This is a genomic window from Pseudomonas sp. LAIL14HWK12:I1, from assembly GCF_003202095.1.
Lineage (GTDB): Bacteria > Pseudomonadota > Gammaproteobacteria > Pseudomonadales > Pseudomonadaceae > Aquipseudomonas > Aquipseudomonas monteilii.
The window spans coordinates 469866-492716 of sequence record NZ_QJKG01000002.1; the positions used below are offsets into that span (position 1 = coordinate 469866).

The window sequence follows — 22851 nt, forward strand, 5'->3', positions numbered from 1 at the left end:
TCCGGCAGAAACGAAGTTTAGAGGAACAATCCTGGTCCGGGTCGCGTTCCTTCGGGGAATCTGACGCCCACTTTCTGGATCTTGTTCCCGTCCATGGTCGCCACGGTCCAGATCGTGCCATGCCATTCGACCTGGTCACCTACTACTGGAGCGCCTCCGACCTTTTGTCGGATGAACTGCGCCAACGGCATTTTCGCGTCCAGGCCATCGAGTTTCAGGCCGTACAACGCTGCCACTGCGCCCAGTTCGGCATCGCCTTCGAGCACGAAATCGCCGAAGAAACGCAGGTCCAGGCCACGCTGTGGCGCCTGGCTGAACAGTTTGCCCAGGGCCGGCAGGTTGTGCTCGTGGCCGATCACGCAGAGCATGTCGCCTACTTCCAGCACGGTACTGCCCGACGGGTGCAGCAGTTGCTCGTTACGGAACAGGGCGGCGATCCGCGTGCCTTCGGGCATTTTCAGTTCGCGCAGGGCGGCGCCGATGCACCATTTTTCGGCACCCAGGCGGTACACGAACAGCTCCCACTCGCTGGTGATGTGCACTTCCAGGGCAGAGCGGGAAATCGGTGCCGGGTCTGGCGGTACGGTCACTTTCAGCAGCTTGGCCATCCACGGCAGGCTGGTGCCTTGCACCAGCAGCGACACCAGCACGATGAAGAACGCCAGGTTGAAGAACAGCTGGGCGTCCGGCAGGCCGGCCATCAGCGGGAACACCGCCAGAATGATCGGTACCGCGCCGCGCAGGCCGACCCAGGAAATGAAGCCTTTCTCGCGGCCATGGAAGGCCTTGAAGGGCAGCAAGGCGGCGACCACCGACAGCGGCCGCGCCACCAGGATCATCCACAGCGCCAGGCCCAGCGCCGGCAGGGCGATAGGCAGCAGGTCGTGCGGGGTGACCAGCAGCCCCAGCACCAGGAACATGCCGATCTGGGCCAGCCAGGCCATGCCGTCGAGCATGTGCAGGATGCCGTGGCGGCTGCGGATCGGCTTGTTGCCCAGCACCAGGCCGCACAGGTACACGGCGAGGAAGCCACTGCCGTGCAGGGCGTTGGTCAGCGAGAACACCACCAGGCCACCGGCCACCACCAGGATGGGGTACAGGCCGCCGGCCAGGTTGATGCGGTTGACCAGTTGCAGCATCAGCCAGCCACCGCCCAGCCCCAACAGGCCGCCGATGCCGAATTCGCGCAGTAGATGGCCCAGCAGGCTCCAGTGCAGGCCAGTCTGGCCGCTGGCGATCATGTCGATCAGGGTGACAGTGAGGAACACCGCCATCGGGTCGTTGCTGCCCGACTCGATTTCCAGCGTAGCGGTAACCCGCTCGTTCAGGCCTTTGCCGCCCAGCAGCGAGAACACCGCCGCAGCGTCGGTAGAGCCGACGATGGCGCCGATCAGCAGGCCCTGGATCAGGCTGAGGTTGAACAGCCAGGCGGCGACCAAGCCGGTGAGGGCGGTGGTGATCATTACCCCGACCGTGGCCAGCGACAGCGCCGGCCACAGTGCCACGCGAAAGCTTGCCACCCGTGTGCGCAGGCCACCGTCGAGCAGGATCACGGCCAGTGCCAGGTTGCCCACCAGGTAAGCGGTGGGGTAGTTGTTGAAGATGATGCCGCCACCATCCACACCGGCGACCATGCCGACGGCGAGGATGATGACCAGGATAGGGATGCCCAGGCGCGACGACAGCGAGCTGACCAGGATACTTGCACCCACCAGCAATGCGCCGATCAGGAACAGGCTATTGATGGTGCTTGCATCCAAAGGCAGGTACTCCGAAACAGCGGGGGAAGGGACGTGGTAGCGGATTTTTCAGCAAAAGCTAGCAGGTCGCGTGCCAATCGATTCTAACCTGAGGCTGATGCGGGCTGTAAAGCGATACCGCACTGTAGTTACGGCTTGCGGATGTAGTGGTGACCCCCACAGTCAGGCAGCCGAGTAACATGAACGATAAACAACGTCTCCCTCTTGCCCAGGTGGCCCAGCGCCTGCTCGGGCAATTTCCAGATCTGCACGGCATGGCGCGCGAGGCGGCGGGCCATGTGCTGCGCCACCAGCTGGGATACTGGCTGGACCCGGACACGCTCTACTGGCATGAATTCAAGTCAACGGCCAACAGCTCCCGCAGCTACACCGGCTGGCGCCACCGTGGGCCGCCGCGGCGGTCGCTGAGCCTGACCGAGCTGGTTATCCAACGCTTCAGCCCTCAGCAGCAGACTGCTGCCGATGAGTTGAGTGTCTACGGCGGTTTCTACCGGGTGGATGCCAGCCATAGCGATTATGACGAGCGTAACGAAGTGCGGCTCGACCCGCAGGCGATGCTAAAGGCGTTCTGGCAAATGGATTTTGCGGGGCGCTACACCGAGGCGTTGAACCGGTTTCGGGCGCAGCGTGGCGATGATTACTGCGTGCTGGCGCGCGCTCGCTTTCTTGCCGCTGTCGGTCAATCCGTGCTGAGCGAACCTGAGCGGCGTGAACTGCTGGCGGCAACACTCCGTGTGACGAAGCTGCCGAGTAGCCTGAAAGCCTTGCGCGAGCATTACCCTGCAAATGCCCGGGGTGGCTGGTGTGCGCTGTCCGGCCATGCCCCTGATGCCAAGCCACTGTTCCTGTACACGCTCAAGACCGGTAGAGCGTGCGCTTTTCTACCCGCTGCGCAGGATGTGCTGCTGGTATTTGGCGGCCGCCAGGCGTTACAGGCCTGGATTGCAGCGCATGCTTTTTCGAATGACACGCAGCGGCAAGCTGTTGTGGGTGACCTGTTCATTCGTGTTCGTGAGATGTTCATGGATGCGCTGGTCCATGAGGCCCACCAACGGCTGACCACCAATGCACAGCTGCGCAAGGCCGAATGGCTGGCTGGGTTGCAGGCTGCTAGCATGTTGATTGCGCCGATGGCGCCAGTGGGTTGGCCGGTGATCCTGACGTCGCTCGGGCTTGGCACTGCGAGCCTGGCCCTGCACCTGGACCGTGCCCTCAATGGCAAGGCGGCCTGGCGCACGGCTGCCTGGTGGGCGGTGGTTGTGGATGTGCTGTTCATTCTGCTCGATGCGGCAATGCTGCGTGCCAGTGAGCTGTTCACCGATGCCCGCCTGCCGCTACGCGTGGCAGGCCAGGCGCAAACCGTCGTTGCCAAGGTGGACTGGGCGCGCTACATGGCACCGGCTGCAGACGAGTTGCTGGCCATGTCGGATCAGGCCTTGGCTCGCCAGGCCGCTTTGCTTGGAGCGGTGCCTTGGGCCGATCTCGACAGCGTAGGTGCCGGCGGTGCTTATCTCGATGCTTTCAGTGAGCCCTACCCGGTTTACCGCGATGAGCATGGCTTTGGCTCGGCCGCCATTGCCGAATACACCAGCTCGCCGGAGCGCTACAACAACTTGTGGCAAGGTTTGCCTTTGGAAGGCTCGCGTGCAGAGAGCATCCAGCGCAGCCACGACCTTGCACATGCGCTTGGGCAATTAGGCTTGAACAATCAAGTGCGGCTGTACCGTGCGGCGTCCGGCCTGCGTGGTTCTGGCATACCGACGACAGGCGAGGGTGCCCTTGCAGTGGGCGACGTGTTGGTGACCAGCGATTTCACGTCGTTCGCAGAAAACCCTTATGCCCTGTGGGAGGTGTTCAACGACCCGCAGACCCAGGCGAGCGGCAAGGCGGCTTTTGGCGACAATGCGTTGGTGTATGTGCTGGAGCCGGGTGAGAACGTGCAGGCAATGCCGATCGGGCCGTTCTCAAGGCGTCCGGACGAGGCGGAGTCGCTGATGATGCCGGGGCGTTATTTGCAGGTTGAAAAGCTGACGCCGGTGAAGGGAGGCAATCATCGCTTCATGGAAGTGTGCCTGAAGGCACTGGCGCGGGCGCCGGAGGGGGCGAGGGTGCGTGAGATGCGCACGGGGGCCTTGTTCGACCGTCAGGTGATGGCTGAACGGTTGGGTGTGGAGGATGACGGGTTGATGCGTACGTTTTTTGCGGTACCGACGTGACACATCTTTGATGTCAGCCAATCAAGTGATTTGGGGCTGCAAAGCAGCCCCATTAGTACTGCTGTCAGCCTTGCTTCACTTCACGCATCGGCTTGCCCTTCACCGGTGCATCGCCCGCCACGTAGTATTTGGCGGTGCTGCGCGGCAGCGGCTTGCGTCCACGGATCTTGTCCGAGATTTTCTCGGCGATCATGATCGTGGTGGCGTTGAGGTTGCCGGTGATGATCAGCGGCATGATCGACGCATCGACCACGCGCAGGCCCTTCATGCCGTGCACACGGCCTTCGCCGTCGACCACTGCCATGTCATCGGTGCCCATCTTGCACGAGCAGGACGGGTGGAAGGCAGTTTCGGCGTGCTCGCGGATGAACTTGTCCAGTTCTTCGTCGGTTTGCACGTGGGCGCCCGGGCTGATTTCGCGGCCACGGTACGGGTCCAGCGCCGGCTGGGCCATGATTTCACGGGTCAGGCGGATGCCGTCACGGAATTCCTGCCAGTCCTGCTCGGTGGACATGTAATTGAACAGGATGCTCGGGTGTTGGCGCGGGTCCTTCGATTTGACCTGGATGCGGCCGCGGGCAGGGGAGCGCATGGAACCCATGTGCGCCTGGAAACCATGTTCCTTCACGCCATTGGAGCCGTTGTAGTTAATGGCCACTGGCAGGAAGTGGTACTGAATGTTCGGCCATTTGAATTCAGGGCGGGTACGGATGAAACCGCCAGCCTCGAACTGGTTGCTGGCGCCGATGCCGGTGCCGTTGAACATCCACTCGGCACCGATGGCCGGCTGGTTCCACCACAGCAGCGAGGGGTACAGCGACACCGGCTGGGTGCAGGCGTACTGCAGGTATAGCTCCAGGTGGTCCTGCAGGTTTTCGCCAACGCCCGGCAGGTCGTGCACTACCGGGATGTCGAGGCTTTCCAGCAGGGCACGCGGGCCGACGCCGGAACGTTGCAGCAGTTGCGGCGAAGCGATGGCGCCGGAGCTGACGATCACTTCCTTGCGCGCACGGGCTTCAACGCGCTCTTCGCTGTCGCCGACCAGGTAGGTCACGCCAACGGCGCGCTTGCCGTCGAACAGCACGCGGTCACTCAGGGCGTGGGTGACGATGGTCAGGTTCGGGCGCTTCTTGGCCTGGTCCAGGTAGCCACGGGCGGTGCTGGAACGGCGGCCGTTCTTGGTCACGGTACGGTCCATGGGACCGAAGCCTTCCTGCTGGTAGCCGTTGAGGTCTTCGGTGCGCGGGTAACCGGCCTGCACGCCGGCTTCGATCATGGCGTGGAACAGCGGGTTGTTGCCCGCTTTTGGCGTGGTCACGCTGACCGGGCCTTCGCCGCCGTGATAGTCGTTCGGGCCGATGTCGCGGGTTTCGGCTTTACGGAAGTACGGCAGGCAGTCCAGGTAGGTCCAGTCTTCCAGGCCTGGCAGTTCTGCCCAGCCGTCGAAGTCCATGGCGTTACCGCGGATGTAGCACATGCCGTTGATCAGCGACGAGCCGCCCAGGCCCTTGCCGCGGCCACATTCCATGCGGCGGCCGTCCATGTACGGCTCCGGGTCGGTCTCGTAGGCCCAGTTGTAGCGGCGGCCCTGCAGCGGGAAAGCCAGTGCGGCTGGCATCTGGGTGCGGAAGTCGAAGCGGTAGTCGGGGCCACCGGCTTCCAGCAGCAGTACGGTAACGCCGGCGTCTTCGGTCAGGCGGGTCGCCAGGGTGTTACCGGCGGAGCCTGCGCCGACGATGATGTAATCGAATTCTTGGGACATGAAAGTACCCTCGTGTTGGCGGTGATCAGGGAGCGGGAACGCCCGTGCGCAGCGGCACGGGCGTGGCTGGACTGGGCCTTAGAAGACCGAGTTGTAGCCGCCCAACTCGACCTGGACCGACTTGATGCGGGTGTATTGAGCCAGCGAGCTGACGCCGTTCTCACGGCCGACGCCCGACTGCTTGTAGCCACCGACCGGCATTTCGGCCGGCGATTCGCCCCAGGCGTTGATCCAGCAGATACCGGCTTCCAGCTTGTGGATGATGCGGTGGGCGCGGGTGATGTCGTTGGTGCACACACCGGCGGCCAGGCCGTACTCGGTGTCGTTGGCACGACGGATCACTTCTTCTTCGGTTTCGTAGGTGAGGATGCTCATCACCGGGCCGAAGATTTCTTCCTTGACGATGGTCATGTCGTCGGTGCAGTCGGTGAACACGGTCGGGGCCACGAAGGCGCCCTTGGCGAAGTCACCGGCAGTCAGACGTTCGCCGCCGCACAGCACGCGGGCACCTTCTTCTTTGCCCTTGGCGATGTAGCCCAGCACGTTTTCCATGTGCGGGAAGCTGACCAGCGGGCCGAAGTTGGTGTTTTCGTCTTCTGGGTTGCCAACACGAATGCGGGCAACGCGCTCGGCGATCTTGGCTTCGAAAGCCGCTTTCATCTCGGCAGGGATGAACACGCGGGTGCCGTTGGTGCACACTTGGCCCGAGCTGTAGAAGTTGGCCATCATGGCGATGTCGGCAGCCTTGTCCAGGTCGGCGTCGGCGCAGATGATCAGGGGCGACTTGCCGCCCAGTTCCATGGTCACTTCCTTCAGCGACGAGCTGGAGGCGCTGGCCATGACCTTCTTGCCGGTGGTGGTGCCGCCGGTGAAGGACACTTTTTCAATGCGTGGGTGCTCGGTCAGCCAGGTGCCGACTTCGCGGCCGCTGCCGGTCAGGACGTTGAACACGCCGTTTGGCAGGCCGGCCTCGGTGTAGATCTCGGCCAGTTTCAGGGTGGTCAGCGAGGTGACTTCCGACGGCTTGAAGATCATCGCGTTGCCAGCGGCCAAGGCCGGGGCGGACTTCCACAGGGCGATCTGGATCGGGTAGTTCCAGGCACCGATACCCACGGTGACGCCCAGCGGCTCGCGACGGGTGTAGACGAAGGACGATTCGCGCAGCGGGATCTGCTCACCTTCGATGGCCGGTACCAGGCCTGCGTAGTATTCCAGCACGTCGGCGCCGGTGACGATGTCGACGTAGCGGGTTTCGGAGTACGACTTGCCGGTGTCCAGGGTTTCCAGCATGGCCAGCTCGTCGTTGCGCTCGCGCAGGATGTCGACGGCGCGGCGCAGGATGCGCGAACGCTGCATGGCAGTCATCGCTGCCCAGACTTTCTGGCCGCGCTCGGCGCTTTCCACAGCCTTCTCGACGTCAGCCTGGGTGGCACGCTGTACGTGGGCGAGGACTTCGCCGGTGGCCGGGTTGATGGCTTCGAAGGTGGCATCGCTGCCAGCGTCGACGTAAGCGCCATCAATGTAGAGTTTTTGCGTTCCGAAACGGGCCATAGTGTCCTCGCAAGTGCAGTGTGTGGTTTGGCTTGCGCGTCACGCTCCAGCCGGGTTGGCAAGGGCCGTGCGCGGTTGTTCAGCGGCCTGGTCGTTTGTACCCAGGGTGTGCTGTTTAGCCAGTTGTAGATCCATGTATTCGTAAGCAATCCGTATCGCCTGGTCGGTGTCGAATGCATCACCCGACAGGGCACCACGCAGCCACAGGCCATCGATCAAAGCTGCCAGGCCGCGGGCTGCCTTGCGCGCATGGTAGAGCGGCAAGGCGCGGCGGAACTGGCAGCACAGGTTGGAATACAAGCGGTGGTCGTTGATCCGCTGCAACCTGTGCAAATCGGGCTGGTGCATGCTGGAAGCCCAGAAGGCCAACCAGGTTTTCATTGCCGGGCCGTTCACCTGGCTGGCATCGAAGTTGCCCTCGATGATCACTTTCAGGTGGGCGCGCGGGCTGTCGTCCTTCAGGGCCTGGCGACGTGCTCGAACACCTTCGTTGAGCATGTTCATGATGTAGCCCATCGTCGCTGCAATCAGGCCGTTCTTGTCCCGAAAGTAGTGACTGATGATGCCGTTCGACACACCGGCCAAACGGGCAATCAGCGCAATGCTGGCGTCCCCCAGACCGACCTGATCGACCGCCTGTAACGTGGCTTCGATCAACTGCTGGCGGCGGATGGGTTGCATACCGACCTTGGGCATCTTGCTATCTCCTCAGGCCTGCGAGCAGACGACGGGCGGCTGACTCGGCGAAGGCCAGTCTATTTTGTTTTGATTGAACGTTCAATCAATAAAGAATAAGCTCTGCGACAATTTGTGCCATTGACAGTTTTTCAGGCGGTCGAGAAGGCACGAGTTGACACCCCAGGAAATCGCGTAACCCCCGGAATACAAGGCGTTGACGGGCATGAGCGATGCGAAATGCAGATTCTGCCGTACGGTCACTGGCCCTGCGACAGGCCCTTGGAGCGGGCGGGGTGATCTGTGACGAATGCGCGCACCTCTGCCGAGGTGTGGCTTTTTCAGCAGGCCACCTGTCTGTTTTTTTGCAACGTATCGATTCGGGATCACGGTTTCCAGGGTGCTTTTATAACACCTGATGCAGTGGGGATATTCCACCAATTGCTCGGGAAAGACTGATTAGCCTCCACAGCCGCACTGCCCGGAGCATTCGTGCAATGAGTTCTGCCTCACTTACCAAGCCCCCCGCCGAGAGGGTACGGGTCAACCGCGTGGTGTTCTTCACCTCCGCGCTGATGATCCTTGTTCTGACTGCCTTGCTGATCGCTGTACCCGAAACCGCCGGCCAGGTGCTGGGCGTGGCCCAGAAATGGCTGACGCGCACCTTTGGCTGGTACTACATGCTGGTGATCTGCGGTTACCTGCTGTTTGTCGTCTACCTGGCCTTCTCCGACTACGGCAGCCTCAAGCTGGGGGGCAAGGACGACCAGCCGGACTTCAGCTACGGCGCCTGGGCCGGCATGCTGTTCTCGTCCGGTATCGGTATTTCGCTGCTGTACTTCGGCGCGTCCGAACCGCTGGACCACTACTTCAACCCACCGGAAGGCACCCCAGCCAGCCTCGAAGCTGCGCGCCAGGGCCTGCAACTTACCTTCCTGCACTGGGGCCTGCACGGCTGGGCGATCTATGCCCTGGTTGGCCTGGCCGTGGGTTACTTCGCCTACCGCCACAACCAGCCGCTGGCACTGCGCTCGGCGCTGTACCCGCTGGTGGGTGAGCGTTGGGTCAAGGGTGCTGCCGGCAACGCCGTGGACATCTTCGGCATGTTCGTGACCCTGCTGGGCCTGGTGACCAACCTGGGGATCGGGTCGATGCAGGTGTCCTCCGGCCTGGAATACCTGTTCGGCATGGACCACAGCAAGACCAACCTGCTGGTGGTGATCCTGGTCATGGCCGGTGTGGCCACCGTGGCGGCGGTGTCGGGTGTGGAGAACGGCATTCGCCGCCTGTCCAACCTGAACATCATGCTGTTCAGCGGCCTGCTGATCTTCGTACTGCTGGGTGGTGAAACACTGCACCTGCTCAACGGCTTCGTGCAGAACATCGGTGACTACCTGAACGGCATCGTGCTGAAAACCTTCGACCTGTATGTGTATGAAGGCGAGGCGGGCAAGTCCGAGCGCTGGCTGGGCCTGTGGACCGTGTTCTACTGGGCCTGGTGGATTTCCTGGGGCCCGTTCGTCGGCATGTTCATTGCCCGTATCTCCAAGGGCCGCACCGTGCGCCAACTGGTGATGGGCGTGCTGCTGATCCCGCTGGGCTTTACCCTGGCCTGGCTGTCGATCTTCGGCAACACCGCGCTGGACCTGGTGATCAACCAGGGCGCCGTGGAGCTGGGCAAGACCGCGCTGGAACAACCGTCAATGTCGATCTACCAGCTGCTGGAATACTTCCCGGCGGCCAAGATCGTGATCGGTGTAGCGGTGTTCGTGGGCTTCGTGCTGTTCCTCACCCCGGCCGACTCCGGCGCGGTGATGATGGCCAACTTGTCGTGCAAAGGCGGCAAGGTCGACGAAGACGCCCCGCACTGGATGGTGGTGTTCTGGTCGGTGGTTATCACCCTGGTCACCATCGGCCTGCTGTTTGCCGGTAACTTCGAAGCCATGCAGACCATGGTGGTGCTGGCGGGCCTGCCGTTCTCGGTGGTGCTGGTGCTGTTCATGTTCGGTCTGTACAAGGCCATGAAGCAGGACGTGGCGGTGGAAAGCGAGCGCGCCGAGCTGGCCGCCCGTGGCCGTCGCGGCTTCAGCGAGCGCCTCACCCAGCTGGAACTGCAGCCGACCCAGGCCGTGGTGCAGCGCTTCATGGACAAGCAGGTTAGCCCGGCGCTGAAAGAAGCGGCCGCGCAGCTGCAAACCCTGGGCTTCGAAGTGGAAACCCGTGTTGGCCAGTCGCGCAACATGATGGGCCTGCGGGTGATGATGGACGAGGGTAACCCGTTCGTTTACGAAGTCAGCCTGGACGGCTACATGGCCGCGCCGAGCGAGGCGCCGGTGGAAGGCGAGCCGGAAGTGCGCCAGCGCTTCTACCGTGCCGAGGTGTATTTGCACGACGGCAGCCAGGAGTACGACCTGATGGGCTTTGCGCCGGAGCAGATCGTGCGTGATGTGCTGGACCAGTTCGAAAGCCACCGCCAGCTGTTGGGGCGTGTGTATAGCTGATGGCTGTTGAGGTAAAAGAAAACCCGCTCACCTGAGCGGGTTTTTTATTGGGCCGCGTTGTAGCCCCTGCTTCTCAGCGATTGGTGTAGCGGCCATTCTTGCCATGCCCAGGCATCGCTTGGTTGCTTCGCAGGGCAATCATCTGGCTGAGCTTGATCAGTTCGATGCCTTGGCCTCTGAGCTGTGGCAGTGCCCGCTCCAGCACATCGAGAGTCTGAGGATAAGGGTGCCCGATCAACACAGCCGAACCCTGCTTGCGCGCCAGGGCGATGCCTTGCTGCAACTGCCCGCTGATGGCCTCGGTAGTGCGCACATCGTCGAGGAACACATCACGCGAAACGTGGGCCAGGCCGATGCGCTGGGCTTCGGCAGCCGCTACGGTGGCCGCGCTGGTGCGGCTGTCGACGAAGAACAGGTGACGTTGTTGCAACTCACCCATCAACCAGATCATGGCATCACGCTGTGCGGTCATCCGGCTGCCCATGTGGTTGTTGATGCCGGCGGCGAATGGCACCTTGGCCAAGGCTGCATCCAACCTGTTGGCCAGGACCGGCAGCGGCAACTCGGGATGCCAGGCATAGGGACCGGTCGCAGGGTCCATCGGCATGTGCAGGATCACCGTCTTGCCAGCTTTGTGTGCCTGACGAGCGAAATCGCTGGCATGCGGGGTGTCGGGCATGATCGCCATGGTCACCGGGCCGGGCAGGGCGAGGGTGCGGCTGTCCCGCTCGGTGCTCTGGCCCAGGTCGTCGATGATGATGCTCATGTAGGCCTTGTTGGCCGGTGCCGCTTGCGCGATCCCGGCCAACAGGCAGAACAACAGACACAGCAGATACCGCATAGGGTGAATCACTTGCCTGAGGTGATGTTCAGCCCTTTGAGCAGGCTCAGCGCCTGGCTCAACTGGAAGTCGTCATCCTGTGGGCGCTCTTTGCGCTTGCTGCTGCCGGTCGGGCGGTCGGCGCCGCCGTTGCCGTTGCCCAGGTGGCCCTGCAGGTCGGCTTCCTTGAAATTGTCGGTGTCGACTTCGGCGGTGAGCTTGGCCGGGCGCACTTCGATATCGGGGACGATGCCCTGGGCCTGGATCGAGCGGCCATTGGGGGTGAAGTACAGCGCGGTGGTGAGCTTCAGGGCGCGGTCGTTGGCCAGCGGCAACACGGTCTGCACCGAGCCTTTGCCAAAGCTGTCGGTACCCATCAGCACAGCGCGTTTTTGGTCCTGCAGGGCGCCGGCGACAATCTCGGAGGCCGAGGCACTGCCGCCGTTGATCAGCACCACCAGTGGCACGCCTTCGCTGGCGTCCGCCGGGTCGGCGGAGAAGCGCAGTTCGGAGTTGGCGATGCGGCCTTTGGTGTAGACGATCAGGCCCTTGGTCAGGAAGTGGTCGGCCACTTCCACCGCCGATTGCAGTACGCCGCCCGGGTTGTTGCGCAGGTCCAGCACAACGCCGCGCAGCTTCTTGCCGTTGTCCTTGCGCAGCTTGGCCAGGGCCTTGCCCACTTCGTCGCCGGTCTTGACCTGGAACTGGGTGATACGGATGTAGCCGTAGTCGTTTTCCAGCAGCTGGCTCTTCACGCTCTTGACCTGAATGACCGCGCGGGCCAGGGTCACGTCAAACGGGTTGCCGCCGTCGCGCACCAGGGTCAGGGTGATTTTTTCGCCAACCTTGCCGCGCATCTTGTCGACCGCTTCGGTCATGGTCTGGCCGCGGGTGGGGGCGCCGTTGATCTTGACGATCAGGTCGCCGGCCTGCACGCCAGCCCGGGAGGCCGGGGTGTCATCAATAGGCGAGACCACCTTGATGAAGCCGTCTTCCTGGCCCACTTCGATGCCCAGCCCGCCGAACTCGCCGCTGGTGCTTTCCTGCAGCTCCTGGAAGTCCTCGGGGCCGAGGTAGGCCGAGTGCGGGTCAAGGTTGCTGAGCATGCCTTTGATGGCGTTTTCCAGCAGGGTCTTGTCGTCCACTGGCTCTACATAGGCCGCCTTGATGCGGTCCATGACCTCGGCGAAGGTGCGCAGCTCTTCCAGCGGCAGTGGCGCCTTGGCCGTGACCTCGGTGGCAGGCACTGCGGCGGCCTTGGCCGGCTCGGCAGCGATGGCCAGGGGCGCACCGACCGCCAGGGCGATGGACAAGGCCAGCTGGGTGAGACGAGGCGAGTGCAGCATGTCGAACGAACTCCTGATCCTGTAAGCGCTCCCTGGGGAGCATCGGCGCAGCACTCAGGCTACGCCGTAGAAATTTGACTAGCCCCGGCACCACTGCGAAGGGTCGGTCGGGCGGCCCTGCTGGCGGATGGCGAAGTACAAGCCTGCCGCGTCCTGGCCGCCGCTGTCGCCAACGGTGGAAATGGCTTCACCGGCCTTGACGATATCACCGGCGCTCTTGAGCAGGCTCTGGTTGTGGCCGTACAGGCTCAGGTAACCGTTGCCATGGTCGAGAATGACCAGAAGCCCCGCACCGCGCAACCAGTCGGCGAACACTACACGCCCGCCGTGCACCGCACGTACCTGGGTGCCTGGGTTGGCGCTGATCATCACCCCGTCCCATTTGGCACGGGCATCGCTGCCGCGGGCATCACCAAAGCGTGCCAGCAGTCGACCATTGACGGGCCATGGAAGTTTGCCCCGCGCGGCAGAAAAAGCGCCGCCATAGTTGGCGCCATCGCTGGAAACCATCGGGCCGAGGGTGGTACGGGCCTTTTTGGGCGGTTCCACAGGTTCCTTGGCCTGTTCGCGGGCGGCGGCGGCCAGGGCTTCCTGCTGGCGGCGTTTTTCCGCTTCCTGCTGGGCCAGCAAGGCTTTCTTGCGCGCCTCCTCGGCTTCGCGGGCCTGACGGGCCAGGGTTTCCTCGATGGTCTTGAGGACTTTGGACAGGTCGGCCTGGTCCTGCTCGCGGGCCTGCAACTTCTGGTCGCGGTCCTTCATGTCGCCATTGAGCTTGGCCAGCACCTGCTGGCGCTTGCCGCGCTCGGCTTCCAAGGCCTGGCGGCGGCTGTCGAGGTCGGCGCGCTGGGCCAGCAACTGCTCCTGCTGGGTGGCAATTTCCTGCTCGACGTTGCCCAGCTGGCGCAGGGTCTCGTTGAAGGTGCGCAGTTGTTCCAGGCGCGCCTTGCTGATGTAGTCGTAGTAGGTGAGGGTGCGGGCGAACTTCTCAGGGTTCTGCTGGTTGAGCAGCAGCTTGAGGTATTCCTCGCGGCCGTTGTTCTGGTAGGCCGAGCGGGCCTGGATGGCGATCAGCCGTTGTTGTTCAACGCGGGCGCTCTGGAGTTTTTTTTTCTCGGTATCAAGGCGCTCCAGATCGCCCTCGGTCTTTTTTAGCTCTTGCTGCAGCGCCTCCACCTGTTTTTCGAGGTTGCCGATGTCGGTCTCGGTGGCTTTGAGGTCCTTTTGCACACCGGCCTTTTCTTCCTGGAGCTTGCCCAGCGTCTTCTTGAGCTCGGCAATGTCCTGGCGGGTGGCGTCCAGTTGCTGCTGGGTCTGCGCACGCTCATCGGCGAATGCCGGGCTGAGCAGGCAAGACAGGGCTAGGAGAATCAGGGCGCGAAGCATGGGGTTTGGCGTACCAAGGATGGAGACTGGCCTAGTATGCCCGCCCGGGCGGGCAAAAAAAACGCCTCGCTGCGGGTGCAGAGGGGCGTTTGTCCGGAATTCATGTGCAAAGGGGCTGCTTTGCAGCCCCAACCCACCGAATCAGGCGTCAACCAGGATCGAGGTGCCGGTCATTTCCACCGGCTTCTCAAGCCCCAGTAGCTTCAGCATGGTCGGTGCCACGTCGGCCAGCACGCCGCCATCACGCACTTTCACGTTGCGCTTGCCCACATAGATGAACGGCACCGGCTCGGTGGTGTGCGCGGTGTGCGCCTGGCCGGTGCATTCGTCTTCCATCTGCTCGACGTTGCCGTGGTCGGCGGTGATCAGCGCTTCGCCGCCCACCTTGTCCAGCGCGTCAACGATGCGGCCGACGCAGCCGTCCAGGGCCTCGACGGCTTTCACAGCCGCCTCGAACACACCCGTGTGGCCGACCATGTCGCCGTTGGCGTAGTTGACCACGATCACGTCATAGCGTTGCTGCTCGATGGCTTCGACGATGCGGTCGGTCACTTCCGGTGCGCTCATCTCCGGCTGCAGGTCGTAGGTAGCAACCTTCGGCGATGGAATGAGGATGCGTTCTTCGCCTTCGAACGGTTCTTCGCGGCCGCCGGAGAAGAAGAAGGTGACGTGAGCGTATTTCTCGGTTTCGGCGATGCGCAGCTGGGTCTTGCCGTTTTTCGCCAGGTACTCGCCCAGCACGTTGTGCAGGCTGGCCGGGGCGAAGGCCGCAGGGGCCGGGATTTTGGCCGAGTACTGGGTCAGGCCGATGTAGGCCGCCAGTTTTGGCAGGCGGGCACGCGGGAATTCGTTGAAGTCGGCTTCGACGAACACGCGCGACAGCTCGCGGGCACGGTCGGCGCGGAAATTCATGAAGATCACGGCATCGCCATCTTCGACCTTGACCGCTTCGCCAACGCGCGTGGCCTTGACGAACTCGTCGCTTTCGTCGCGTGCGTAGGCCGCTTCCAGGCCAGCCAGCGCGGTGTCGGCGGTGTATTCGGCAGTGCTGTCGACGATCAGGTTGTAGGCAGCGCTGACGCGGTCCCAGCGGTTGTCGCGGTCCATGGCGAAGTAGCGGCCGATCAGGCTGGCAATGCGGCCCTTGCCCAGCTTGGCGAAGGTGGCGTCGAGCAGTTCGATGGACGACTGCGCGCTGCGCGGCGGGGTGTCGCGGCCATCGAGGAAGGCGTGCAGGTAGATTTTTTCTGCACCGCGCTGCGCGGCCAGTTCGGCCATGGCCACCAGGTGGTCCTGGTGGCTGTGTACGCCGCCATCGGACAGCAGGCCGAGGATGTGCACGGCCTTGCCGGCACTGGCGGCCTTGTCCACGGCGCCGGTGAGCACAGGGTTTTCGAAGAATTCGCCGTCACGGATGGCCTTGGTCACCCGGGTGAAGTCCTGGTACACGACGCGGCCGGCGCCGAGATTCATGTGACCGACTTCGGAGTTGCCCATCTGCCCGTCCGGCAGGCCGACATCCATGCCCGAACCGGAAATGAGGCCGTGCGGCTGGCTGGCGCGCAGGCGGTCATAGACCGGTGTGTTGGCGGCGTAGATGGCGTTGTATTCGGGGCTTTCGCTGTGGCCGAAGCCATCCAGGATGATCAGGACCAGGGGTTTGGGCGTACTCGTCATCAATCAAACTCACGGTTGTTCAAAGATGATAAAGACACGCATTTTAGGGCAAATCCGCCACCAGCGGCGAATATTCGTCCTGTTGCCTGACCAGCGCGCCCGATGTAGCAACATGAAGGTACCTTTCCGGCCGGCCTGTCGGGCTTTGGTGGCACTGGGGGGCTGTGTATACTGGCCGGCATTTTCAATCGCCTGGAACACCGCTGATGGTTGCTCACCTGATTCAATTCGCGACAGATCACTACATCCTGGTTGCGATCTTCGTTGTTCTGCTGGTCCTGCTGCTGCTCAATGAAATCCGCCGTGGCGGCCAGAGCCTGAGCAACGGCCAGCTGACCGCCCTGGTCAATGCCGACAAGGGTCTGGTCGTCGACATCCGTACTGCCAAGGAATATGCCGCCGGCCACATCGTCGGTGCGATCAACATTCCGCAGGACAAGCTGGCCACCCGCATGAGCGAGCTGGACAAGCACAAAGAGAAGACCCTGATCGTCGTCGACGCAATGGGCCAGCAGTCCGGCACCCACTGCCGCGAACTGCTCAAGGCTGGCTACACCGCTGCCAAACTGAGCGGTGGCGTTTCCAGCTGGAAAGCCGATAACCTGCCCCTGGTGAAGTGATATGAAGCCCGTCATCGTCTATTCCAGCGACTACTGCCCCTACTGCATGCGCGCCAAGTACTTGCTTGAGAGCAAAGGCGTGGCCTTCGAGGAAATCAAGGTCGACGGCAAACCGCAGGTGCGCGCCGAGATGAGCCAGAAGGCCGGCCGTACGTCGGTGCCGCAGATCTGGATCGGCAGCACCCATGTCGGTGGATGCGATGACCTCTATGCCCTGGAGCGCGCCGGCAAGCTCGACGCGCTGCTGGCGGCCTGATTTGCACTGCATTCAAAAACATTAGGATAAGGATCTGCCATGACTGACCAACAGACCAACGGCGCTGCTGCAGAAGACAACAGCCCACAGTTCTCCCTGCAGCGCATCTACGTGCGCGATCTGTCGTTCGAAGCCCCGAAAAGCCCGCAGATCTTCCGCCAGAGCTGGGAGCCGAGCGTTGCGCTGGACCTGAACACCAAGCAGAAAGCCCTGGAAGGCGACTTCCACGAGGTGGTGCTGACCCTGTCGGTTACCGTCAAGAACGGTGACGAAGTGGCGTTCATCGCTGAAGTACAGCAGGCCGGTATCTTCCTGATCGCCAACCTGGATGCAGCTTCGATGAGCCACACCCTGGGTGCGTTCTGCCCGAACATCCTGTTCCCGTACGCCCGTGAGACCCTGGACAGCCTGGTGACCCGCGGTTCGTTCCCGGCCCTGATGCTGTCGCCGGTCAACTTCGACGCACTGTATGCGCAAGAACTGCAACGCATGCAGGAAGCGGGCGCTGCGCCGACTGTGCAGTAATCACTGCCGGTATCAAGAAAGCGCCTCTCGGGGCGCTTTTTTATTGCCTGTGCGGGCCTCTTCGCGGGGCAAGCCCGCTCCCACAATGGTTTGGCGTACACATTTGAATGTGGGAGCGGGCTTGCCCCGCGAAGAGGCCGTTCCTGCCCATGCATCAACTGCCGGCAAACGCATTCTGCCGCCACGCCTCATACACGGTCACCGCCACAGTGTTCGACAGGTTCAAGCTACGGCACCCCGGCCGCATTGGCAGGCGCAGGCGCTGCTCAGCCGGCAAGCTGTCCAGCACCTCGGCTGGCAACCCGCGGCTCTCTGGCCCGAACAGGAAGGCATCACCCGGTTGATAGGCCACTTCATGGAACGGGTGCGAGCCCTTGGTGGTAAAGGCGAACAGCCGTGGATTGCCCAGGCTTTCCAGGCATCCGGCCAGGCTCTCATGGCGCTTGAGCGTGGCATACTCGTGGTAGTCCAGCCCCGCACGGCGCAGGCGCTTGTCGTCCAGTTCGAAGCTGATGGGTTCGATCAGGTGCAGGTGGCAGCCGCTGTTGGCGCACAGGCGAATGATGTTGCCGGTATTTGGCGGAATTTCTGGTTGAAAAAGGATGACGTGAAACATGCACGGCTCCAAGCGTGAAGATGACGGGCATTCTACCCCTGAACCGGACGTGCGTTCGAAGGCCTTCCCACGGATGATGCTGTCGCTGGCGATCGTTGGCGTCATGGTCGGGTTGATGATTGGCCGCCTGACAACGCCCGAAGAGCGGGTGTTGCAGCAGGTGGAGGTGGTGCAGGACGGCCTGGACCTTTGGTTCAATGAAGAACCGCAGCTGCACGGCGAGAACGTGGAAGGGACGGTTGCGTTGCTGTTCCAGGCCCAGGGCAAGGCCCAGCAAGGGCAATTGAGCCTGGCGGGGAAGCCAGTTAGCTGGCGGGTGCAGGAGAGCAAGGAAGGGCTGTTGCTGACAGTGGTGGCCGCGCGTCCCCTGCACGGCGAGTGGGCCGGTACAGAGGACGCTGGGCGTTGGCGTGTGCAGGTGAAGCTGCACGAATAAAAGAGGGGATATCCCGGCCTGCCTGTACCAGGGTCCCCAAAAGGGGTACTGCGTGTTGCGTGTAAAGGGGGGATGTCCCGGCCTGCCTGTACCGAGGTCCCCAAAACGGGCGGTGTTGCGAATAAAAGAGGGGTTCACCCGGCCTGCCTGTACCAGGGCCCCCGAAACTGGGTATGTATTAGGTATTGCAGGGGGCGTGCCAATTTTGCAAAGCCCTTGAATATTGGGCTTTGAGGGGTATTTGGCCGGTTTTTGAGGGGATTTGTGCCTTCGAGAGGTGCATTGGGCACAGGATCGGTGCATCGGTAGGCTGAAATGGCTGGGGCCGCAAAGCGGCCCCAGGGATCTTGCAGGATTACCGAGAGTTAGTGGTCGTCACCTTCCTCGTCATCACCGCCCGCGACATTCATCCCCAGCTCCTTGATCTTGCGGGTCAAGGTATTACGCCCCCAACCCAGTAACAGCGCCGCATCCCGGCGCCGACCGGCGGTATGCTTGAGCGCCGTCTCGATCATGATCCGCTCAAAGCTTGGCACCGCGCTGTCCAGCAGGTTCGACTGCCCGCGTGCCAACGCCTGGTCGGCCCACTGGCGCAAGGCCTGCTCCCAGTTGGTGACCGGTGCGGCATCCTGCGGCAGGTTCAGCAGTTCAGGCGGCAGGTCGCCGATCAGCACCTCGCGGCTGGAGGCCATCACAGTGATCCAGCGGCAAGTGTTCTCCATCTGCCGCACGTTGCCCGGCCACGGCAGGTTGCGGATGAACTCTTCGGTCTCCGGCTTGAGAATTTTCGGCTCCACCGCCAGCTCCTGGGCGGCGCGGGCGAGGAAATGGCGGGCGAGGGCGGGGATGTCCTCACGGCGGTCGGCCAGCCGAGGAATATGGATGCGAATCACGTTCAGGCGGTGGAACAAGTCTTCGCGGAACTTGCCGGCCTGTACCAGCGACTCCAGGTTCTGGTGGGTCGCGGCAATGATGCGCACATCGACCTTGACCGGCACGTGGCCGCCAACGCGATAGAACTCGCCATCGGCCAGCACCCGCAGCAGGCGGGTCTGGGTGTCGGCAGGCATGTCACCGATTTCGTCGAGGAACAGCGTGCCGCCATCCGCCTGCTCGAAGCGGCCCCGGCGCAGGTTGGCGGCACCCGTGAAAGCGCCTTTCTCATGGCCGAACAGTTCGGACTCCATCAAGTCCTTGGGGATGGCGGCCATGTTCAGGGCAATGAACGGCGACGCCGCACGCGGGCTGTGGCGGTGCAGCGCATGGGCGACCAGCTCTTTACCGGTACCCGACTCACCGTTGATCAATACGGTGATGTTGGAGTGGCTGAGGCGGCCGATGGCGCGGAACACCTCCTGCATGGCCGGTGCTTCGCCGATGATTTCGGGTGTGCGCGCCAGGTTCTGTGGCACATCCAGCCCTTGCTGTTCCTGGGCATGCTGGTTGGCACGCTTGACCAGCGAGACAGCCTCGTCCACGTCGAACGGCTTGGGCAGGTATTCGAAGGCACCCCCCTGGTAAGACGCCACGGCGCTGTCCAGGTCGGAATGAGCGGTCATGATGATGACCGGCAGGCGTGGGTGCTGCTCGCGAATCTGTGCCAGCAGGTCGAGGCCGCTGGCACCCGGCATGCGGATGTCGGAAATGATCACGTCCGGTTGCTGGCGTGCAAGGCGGCCCATCACACCATCTGCGCTGTCGAAGCTCTGGGTGGTCATGCCTTCCTGTTGCAGGGCTTTTTCCAGTACCCAGCGGATGGAGCGATCATCGTCGACAATCCATACGGTTTCACTTCGGCTCATGAGGCGGTGGCTCCTTGTTCCAGAGGCAGGTAGATCGAAAAGGCGGTGTGGCCTGCGTGGCTTTCACACTCGATCAGGCCCTGGTGCTGGCTGATGATGTTCTGGGTAATGGCCAGGCCCAGCCCGGTACCGTCGGGGCGGCCACTGACCATGGGATAGAAGAGGGTGTCTTGCAGTTCCGGCGGGATGCCCGGGCCGTTGTCGATGATTTCTACCCGCGCCACCAGACGATGGCGCACATGGCCGATGGTGAACTGGCGCAAGGCGCGGCTGCGCAGGGTGATGCGGCCCAGGCGCAGCTCGTTCTGCGAACTGATTGCCTGCATGGCGTTACGCACGATGTTGAGGACGGCCTGGATCATCTGCTCGCGGTCGATCAGGACGTCCGGCAGGCTTGGGTCGTAATCGCGCACCAAAGTGATGCAACCCTGGCTTTCGGCCTCGACCAGGCTGCAGACCCGCTCCAGCACTTCGTGGATGTTGGTCATGGCCAGTGACGGCAGCTTGTTCGAGCCGAGCATGCGGTCTACCAGGTTACGCAGGCGGTCGGCCTCTTCGATGATCACGTTGGTGTAGTCGCGCAGGCCTTCCTCGGGCAATTCGCGTGACAGCAACTGCGCCGCGCCACGGATGCCGCCGAGGGGGTTCTTGATTTCGTGAGCCAGGCCGCGCACCAGCATCTTGGTGGTTTCCTGCTTGCTCAGCTGGGCCTCTTCCTTGGTGATACGCAGCAGCCGGTCGCGCGGGTGCACCTCCAGCAACAGCAGGGTCTGGCCCTGGTTGAGGATGGGTGTTACCGCGTAGTCGACGGTGATGGTCTGCCCGGTCAGCGAGGTGAGCTGCGCTTCGCGCTTGGTGAACGGGTGCGCCTGTTCGACCGCCTGGCGCAACGAGCTGAGCGCTTCGGTCGACTCGGTGAACAACTCGCTGATGAACTGCCCATGGCTACGTTGCCCGCTGACAGCCAGCAGCATTTCCGCAGCCGGGTTCATGTACTCCAGGCGCAGCTCGGCATTGAGCAGCAACGTGGCGGTGGTCAGGTTGTCCAGAAGCAGACGGTGCTGTGCATCGCTGATGGTCATAAGGCGTCGTTGACCTCTTTTGGCGCTTGCCTGGCACTGCTTTGGCCAGGGCCAGGTGCGGTGGCCCCGCTGGTGCGAAGCTCTGTACCTGCTAGAAATGCAAGAAACAAACCAAAGCTCCGAAAAGAAGCGGGATTTGCCGATAAAGGCCTGTATCTGCGCAAATTCGGATCAGAAACTCTGGATGAAACGTTTCATGTGAACCAGATTGGGGAGCAAATAGGGGCATGGCGCTTTGTTGTGCACCAATATAGAGCATAGCGTGGGTGAGGTGATTTCTGTGTGGCGCAGAAACGAAAACGGCCTCCCGAGGGAGGCCGTTCCTGATCATGTCATCGGCGCAAGGCGCCGATCAGATCAGCAGCTGTAGTACAGCTCGTATTCCAGCGGGTGCACGAAGGTACGGACCTTGATCTCTTCTTCCGATTTCAGCTCGATGAAGGCATCGATGAAGTCGTCGGAGAACACGCCGCCCTTGGTCAGGAACGCACGGCCTTTGTCCAGCTCTTCCAGGGCTTCTTTCAGGCTGCCGCACACTTGCGGAATGTCCTTGGCCTCTTCTGGTGGCAGGTCGTACAGGTTCTTGTCGGCAGCATCGCCTGGGTGGATCTTGTTCTGGATGCCGTCCAGGCCAGCCATCAGCAGGGCCGCGAAGGCCAGGTACGGGTTGGCCGATGGGTCCGGGAAGCGTGCTTCGATACGGCGGGCTTTCGGGCTGCCGACGTAAGGAATACGGATCGAGGCGGAACGGTTACGCGCCGAGTAGGCCAGCATTACCGGGGCTTCGAAACCTGGAACCAGACGCTTGTACGAGTTGGTCGACGGGTTGGTGAAGCCGTTCAGGGCCTTACCGTGCTTGATGATACCGCCGATGAAGTACAGGGCGGTGTCGGACAGGCCGGCATAGCCTTCACCCGAGAAGGTGTTCTTGCCGTCTTTCCAGATCGACATGTGTACGTGCATGCCCGAACCGTTGTCGCCGTACAGTGGCTTCGGCATGAAGGTGGCAGTACGGCCGTAGGCGTCGGCAACGTTGTGCACGACGTATTTCAGGGCTTGTACTTCGTCAGCCTTCTTCACCAGGGTGTTGAACTTGACGCCGATTTCGTTCTGGCCGGCAGTCGCCACTTCGTGGTGGTGAACTTCAACGGTCTGACCCATTTCTTCCAGTGCGTTGCACATGGCAGTACGGATTTCGTGGTCGTGGTCGAACGGCGGAACCGGGAAGTAGCCGCCTTTCACGCCTGGACGGTGGCCTTTGTTGCCGCCTTCCACGTCAGCACCGGTCATCCACGAGCCTTGCTCGGAGAAGATCTTGAACATCGAGCCGGAGATGTCCGACTGGAACTTCACTTCGTCGAAGATGAAGAACTCTGGCTCCGGGCCTGCGAATACGGTGTCACCGATGCCGGTGCTCTTCAGGTACTCTTCGGCGCGCTTGGCGATTGCGCGTGGGTCACGATCGTAGCCCTGCATGCTCGACGGGTCGACGATGTCGCAGGTGATGATCAGGGTTGGTTCTTCGGTGAACGGGTCCAGCACGGCGGTTTCGTCAACCGGCATCAGGATCATGTCGGAAGCTTCGATGCCTTTCCAGCCAGCGATGGAGGAACCGTCGAACATCTTGCCGACTTCGAAGAAGTCCTCGTCCAGCGCATCACGCGACGGCATGGTCACGTGGTGCTGAATGCCTTTGGTGTCCGTGAAACGCAGATCAATCCACTTGACGTCATGATCTTTGATGAGTTGAACCGACTTCGACATGTTGTCCTCCGGATGGTCTAGAGCGCGGTGGGCCGCTGCCCTGGAAAAAGGGTGTTGCC

At 62.4% G+C, this 22851-nt stretch carries 18 protein-coding genes; 6 read left to right on the forward strand and 12 right to left on the reverse strand.

Features of this window, described 5'->3' with window-relative positions; genetic code table 11:
* Positions 1–17 precede the first annotated feature (17 nt).
* A complete protein-coding gene (locus tag D906_RS07125; RefSeq protein WP_016712480.1) occupies positions 18–1760 on the reverse strand; it encodes a potassium/proton antiporter in 1743 nt (580 codons plus the stop codon).
* 179 nt (positions 1761–1939) lie between these two features.
* On the opposite strand from D906_RS07125, the gene D906_RS07130 reads away from it, so the two are divergent.
* Positions 1940–3976 (forward strand): dermonecrotic toxin domain-containing protein, encoded by a 2037-nt coding sequence (locus D906_RS07130; RefSeq protein WP_027614844.1) that lies wholly within the window; start codon positions 1940–1942, stop codon positions 3974–3976.
* Positions 3977–4040: 64 nt separating this feature from the next.
* Here D906_RS07130 and betA read toward each other — a convergent pair whose 3' ends face one another.
* From betA to betI, 3 genes are all read right to left on the reverse strand, one after another.
* Complete coding sequence (gene betA / locus D906_RS07135) at positions 4041–5738, reverse strand: choline dehydrogenase (RefSeq protein WP_016712478.1); 1698 nt, start codon at positions 5736–5738, stop codon at positions 4041–4043.
* A gap of 78 nt (positions 5739–5816) precedes the next feature.
* Positions 5817–7289 carry a betaine-aldehyde dehydrogenase gene (gene betB, locus D906_RS07140; RefSeq protein WP_027614845.1) on the reverse strand — a complete coding sequence of 491 codons (1473 nt, stop codon included), beginning with the start codon at positions 7287–7289 and terminating at the stop codon, positions 5817–5819.
* 39 nt (positions 7290–7328) lie between these two features.
* On the reverse strand, positions 7329–7985 hold the full coding sequence (gene betI / locus D906_RS07145) for a transcriptional regulator BetI (RefSeq protein WP_016712476.1): 657 nt from the start codon (positions 7983–7985) through the stop codon (positions 7329–7331).
* Positions 7986–8518: 533 nt separating this feature from the next.
* Here betI and D906_RS07150 point away from each other — a divergent pair.
* Entirely contained in the window at positions 8519–10465 is a 1947-nt protein-coding gene (locus tag D906_RS07150) for a BCCT family transporter (RefSeq protein ID WP_230852945.1), read from the forward strand.
* Between the two features lie 73 nt (positions 10466–10538).
* Here D906_RS07150 and D906_RS07155 read toward each other — a convergent pair whose 3' ends face one another.
* From D906_RS07155 to gpmI, 4 genes are all read right to left on the reverse strand, one after another.
* Positions 10539–11306, reverse strand: coding sequence for a divergent polysaccharide deacetylase family protein (locus tag D906_RS07155; protein WP_025752292.1), 768 nt, complete (start codon positions 11304–11306; stop codon positions 10539–10541).
* 8 nt (positions 11307–11314) lie between these two features.
* Positions 11315–12631, reverse strand: coding sequence for a S41 family peptidase (locus D906_RS07160; protein ID WP_016712472.1), 1317 nt, complete (start codon positions 12629–12631; stop codon positions 11315–11317).
* A 78-nt stretch (positions 12632–12709) separates the two neighbouring features.
* Positions 12710–14014 (reverse strand): murein hydrolase activator EnvC, encoded by a 1305-nt coding sequence (locus D906_RS07165; RefSeq protein ID WP_027614846.1) that lies wholly within the window; start codon positions 14012–14014, stop codon positions 12710–12712.
* Between the two features lie 141 nt (positions 14015–14155).
* On the reverse strand, positions 14156–15691 hold the full coding sequence (gene gpmI / locus D906_RS07170) for a 2,3-bisphosphoglycerate-independent phosphoglycerate mutase (protein ID WP_019098296.1): 1536 nt from the start codon (positions 15689–15691) through the stop codon (positions 14156–14158).
* Between the two features lie 206 nt (positions 15692–15897).
* On the opposite strand from gpmI, the gene D906_RS07175 reads away from it, so the two are divergent.
* From D906_RS07175 to secB, 3 genes are read left to right on the forward strand one after another with little or no spacing between them, the layout of a single operon-like run.
* Positions 15898–16311 carry a rhodanese-like domain-containing protein gene (locus tag D906_RS07175; protein WP_019098297.1) on the forward strand — a complete coding sequence of 138 codons (414 nt, stop codon included), beginning with the start codon at positions 15898–15900 and terminating at the stop codon, positions 16309–16311.
* Between the two features lies 1 nt (position 16312).
* Entirely contained in the window at positions 16313–16567 is a 255-nt protein-coding gene (grxC, locus tag D906_RS07180; protein ID WP_003249204.1) for a glutaredoxin 3, read from the forward strand.
* A gap of 39 nt (positions 16568–16606) precedes the next feature.
* The gene (gene secB / locus D906_RS07185) at positions 16607–17092 is read left to right on the forward strand and encodes a protein-export chaperone SecB (protein ID WP_016712467.1); all 486 of its coding nucleotides are present in this window, start codon (positions 16607–16609) and stop codon (positions 17090–17092) included.
* Positions 17093–17246: 154 nt separating this feature from the next.
* Here the strand turns inward: secB and trmL are convergent, their stop codons facing one another.
* Complete coding sequence (gene trmL / locus D906_RS07190; protein ID WP_016712466.1) at positions 17247–17708, reverse strand: tRNA (uridine(34)/cytosine(34)/5-carboxymethylaminomethyluridine(34)-2'-O)-methyltransferase TrmL; 462 nt, start codon at positions 17706–17708, stop codon at positions 17247–17249.
* Here trmL and D906_RS07195 point away from each other — a divergent pair.
* Entirely contained in the window at positions 17707–18144 is a 438-nt protein-coding gene (locus D906_RS07195) for a hypothetical protein (RefSeq protein ID WP_019098298.1), read from the forward strand. The two genes, trmL and D906_RS07195, sit on opposite strands and share 2 nt — an antisense overlap.
* 365 nt (positions 18145–18509) lie before the next feature.
* Here D906_RS07195 and ntrC read toward each other — a convergent pair whose 3' ends face one another.
* The 3 genes from ntrC to glnA all read right to left on the reverse strand — a co-directional run bounded on the left by ntrC (position 18510) and on the right by glnA (position 22792).
* Complete coding sequence (ntrC, locus tag D906_RS07200) at positions 18510–19946, reverse strand: nitrogen regulation protein NR(I) (RefSeq protein WP_016712464.1); 1437 nt, start codon at positions 19944–19946, stop codon at positions 18510–18512.
* The gene (glnL, locus tag D906_RS07205; protein WP_016712463.1) at positions 19943–21028 is read right to left on the reverse strand and encodes a nitrogen regulation protein NR(II); all 1086 of its coding nucleotides are present in this window, start codon (positions 21026–21028) and stop codon (positions 19943–19945) included. Before glnL ends, ntrC begins: the two co-directional genes overlap by 4 nt.
* 357 nt (positions 21029–21385) lie before the next feature.
* Positions 21386–22792, reverse strand: coding sequence for a type I glutamate--ammonia ligase (gene glnA, locus D906_RS07210; protein WP_016712462.1), 1407 nt, complete (start codon positions 22790–22792; stop codon positions 21386–21388).
* Positions 22793–22851: the final 59 nt, after the last annotated feature.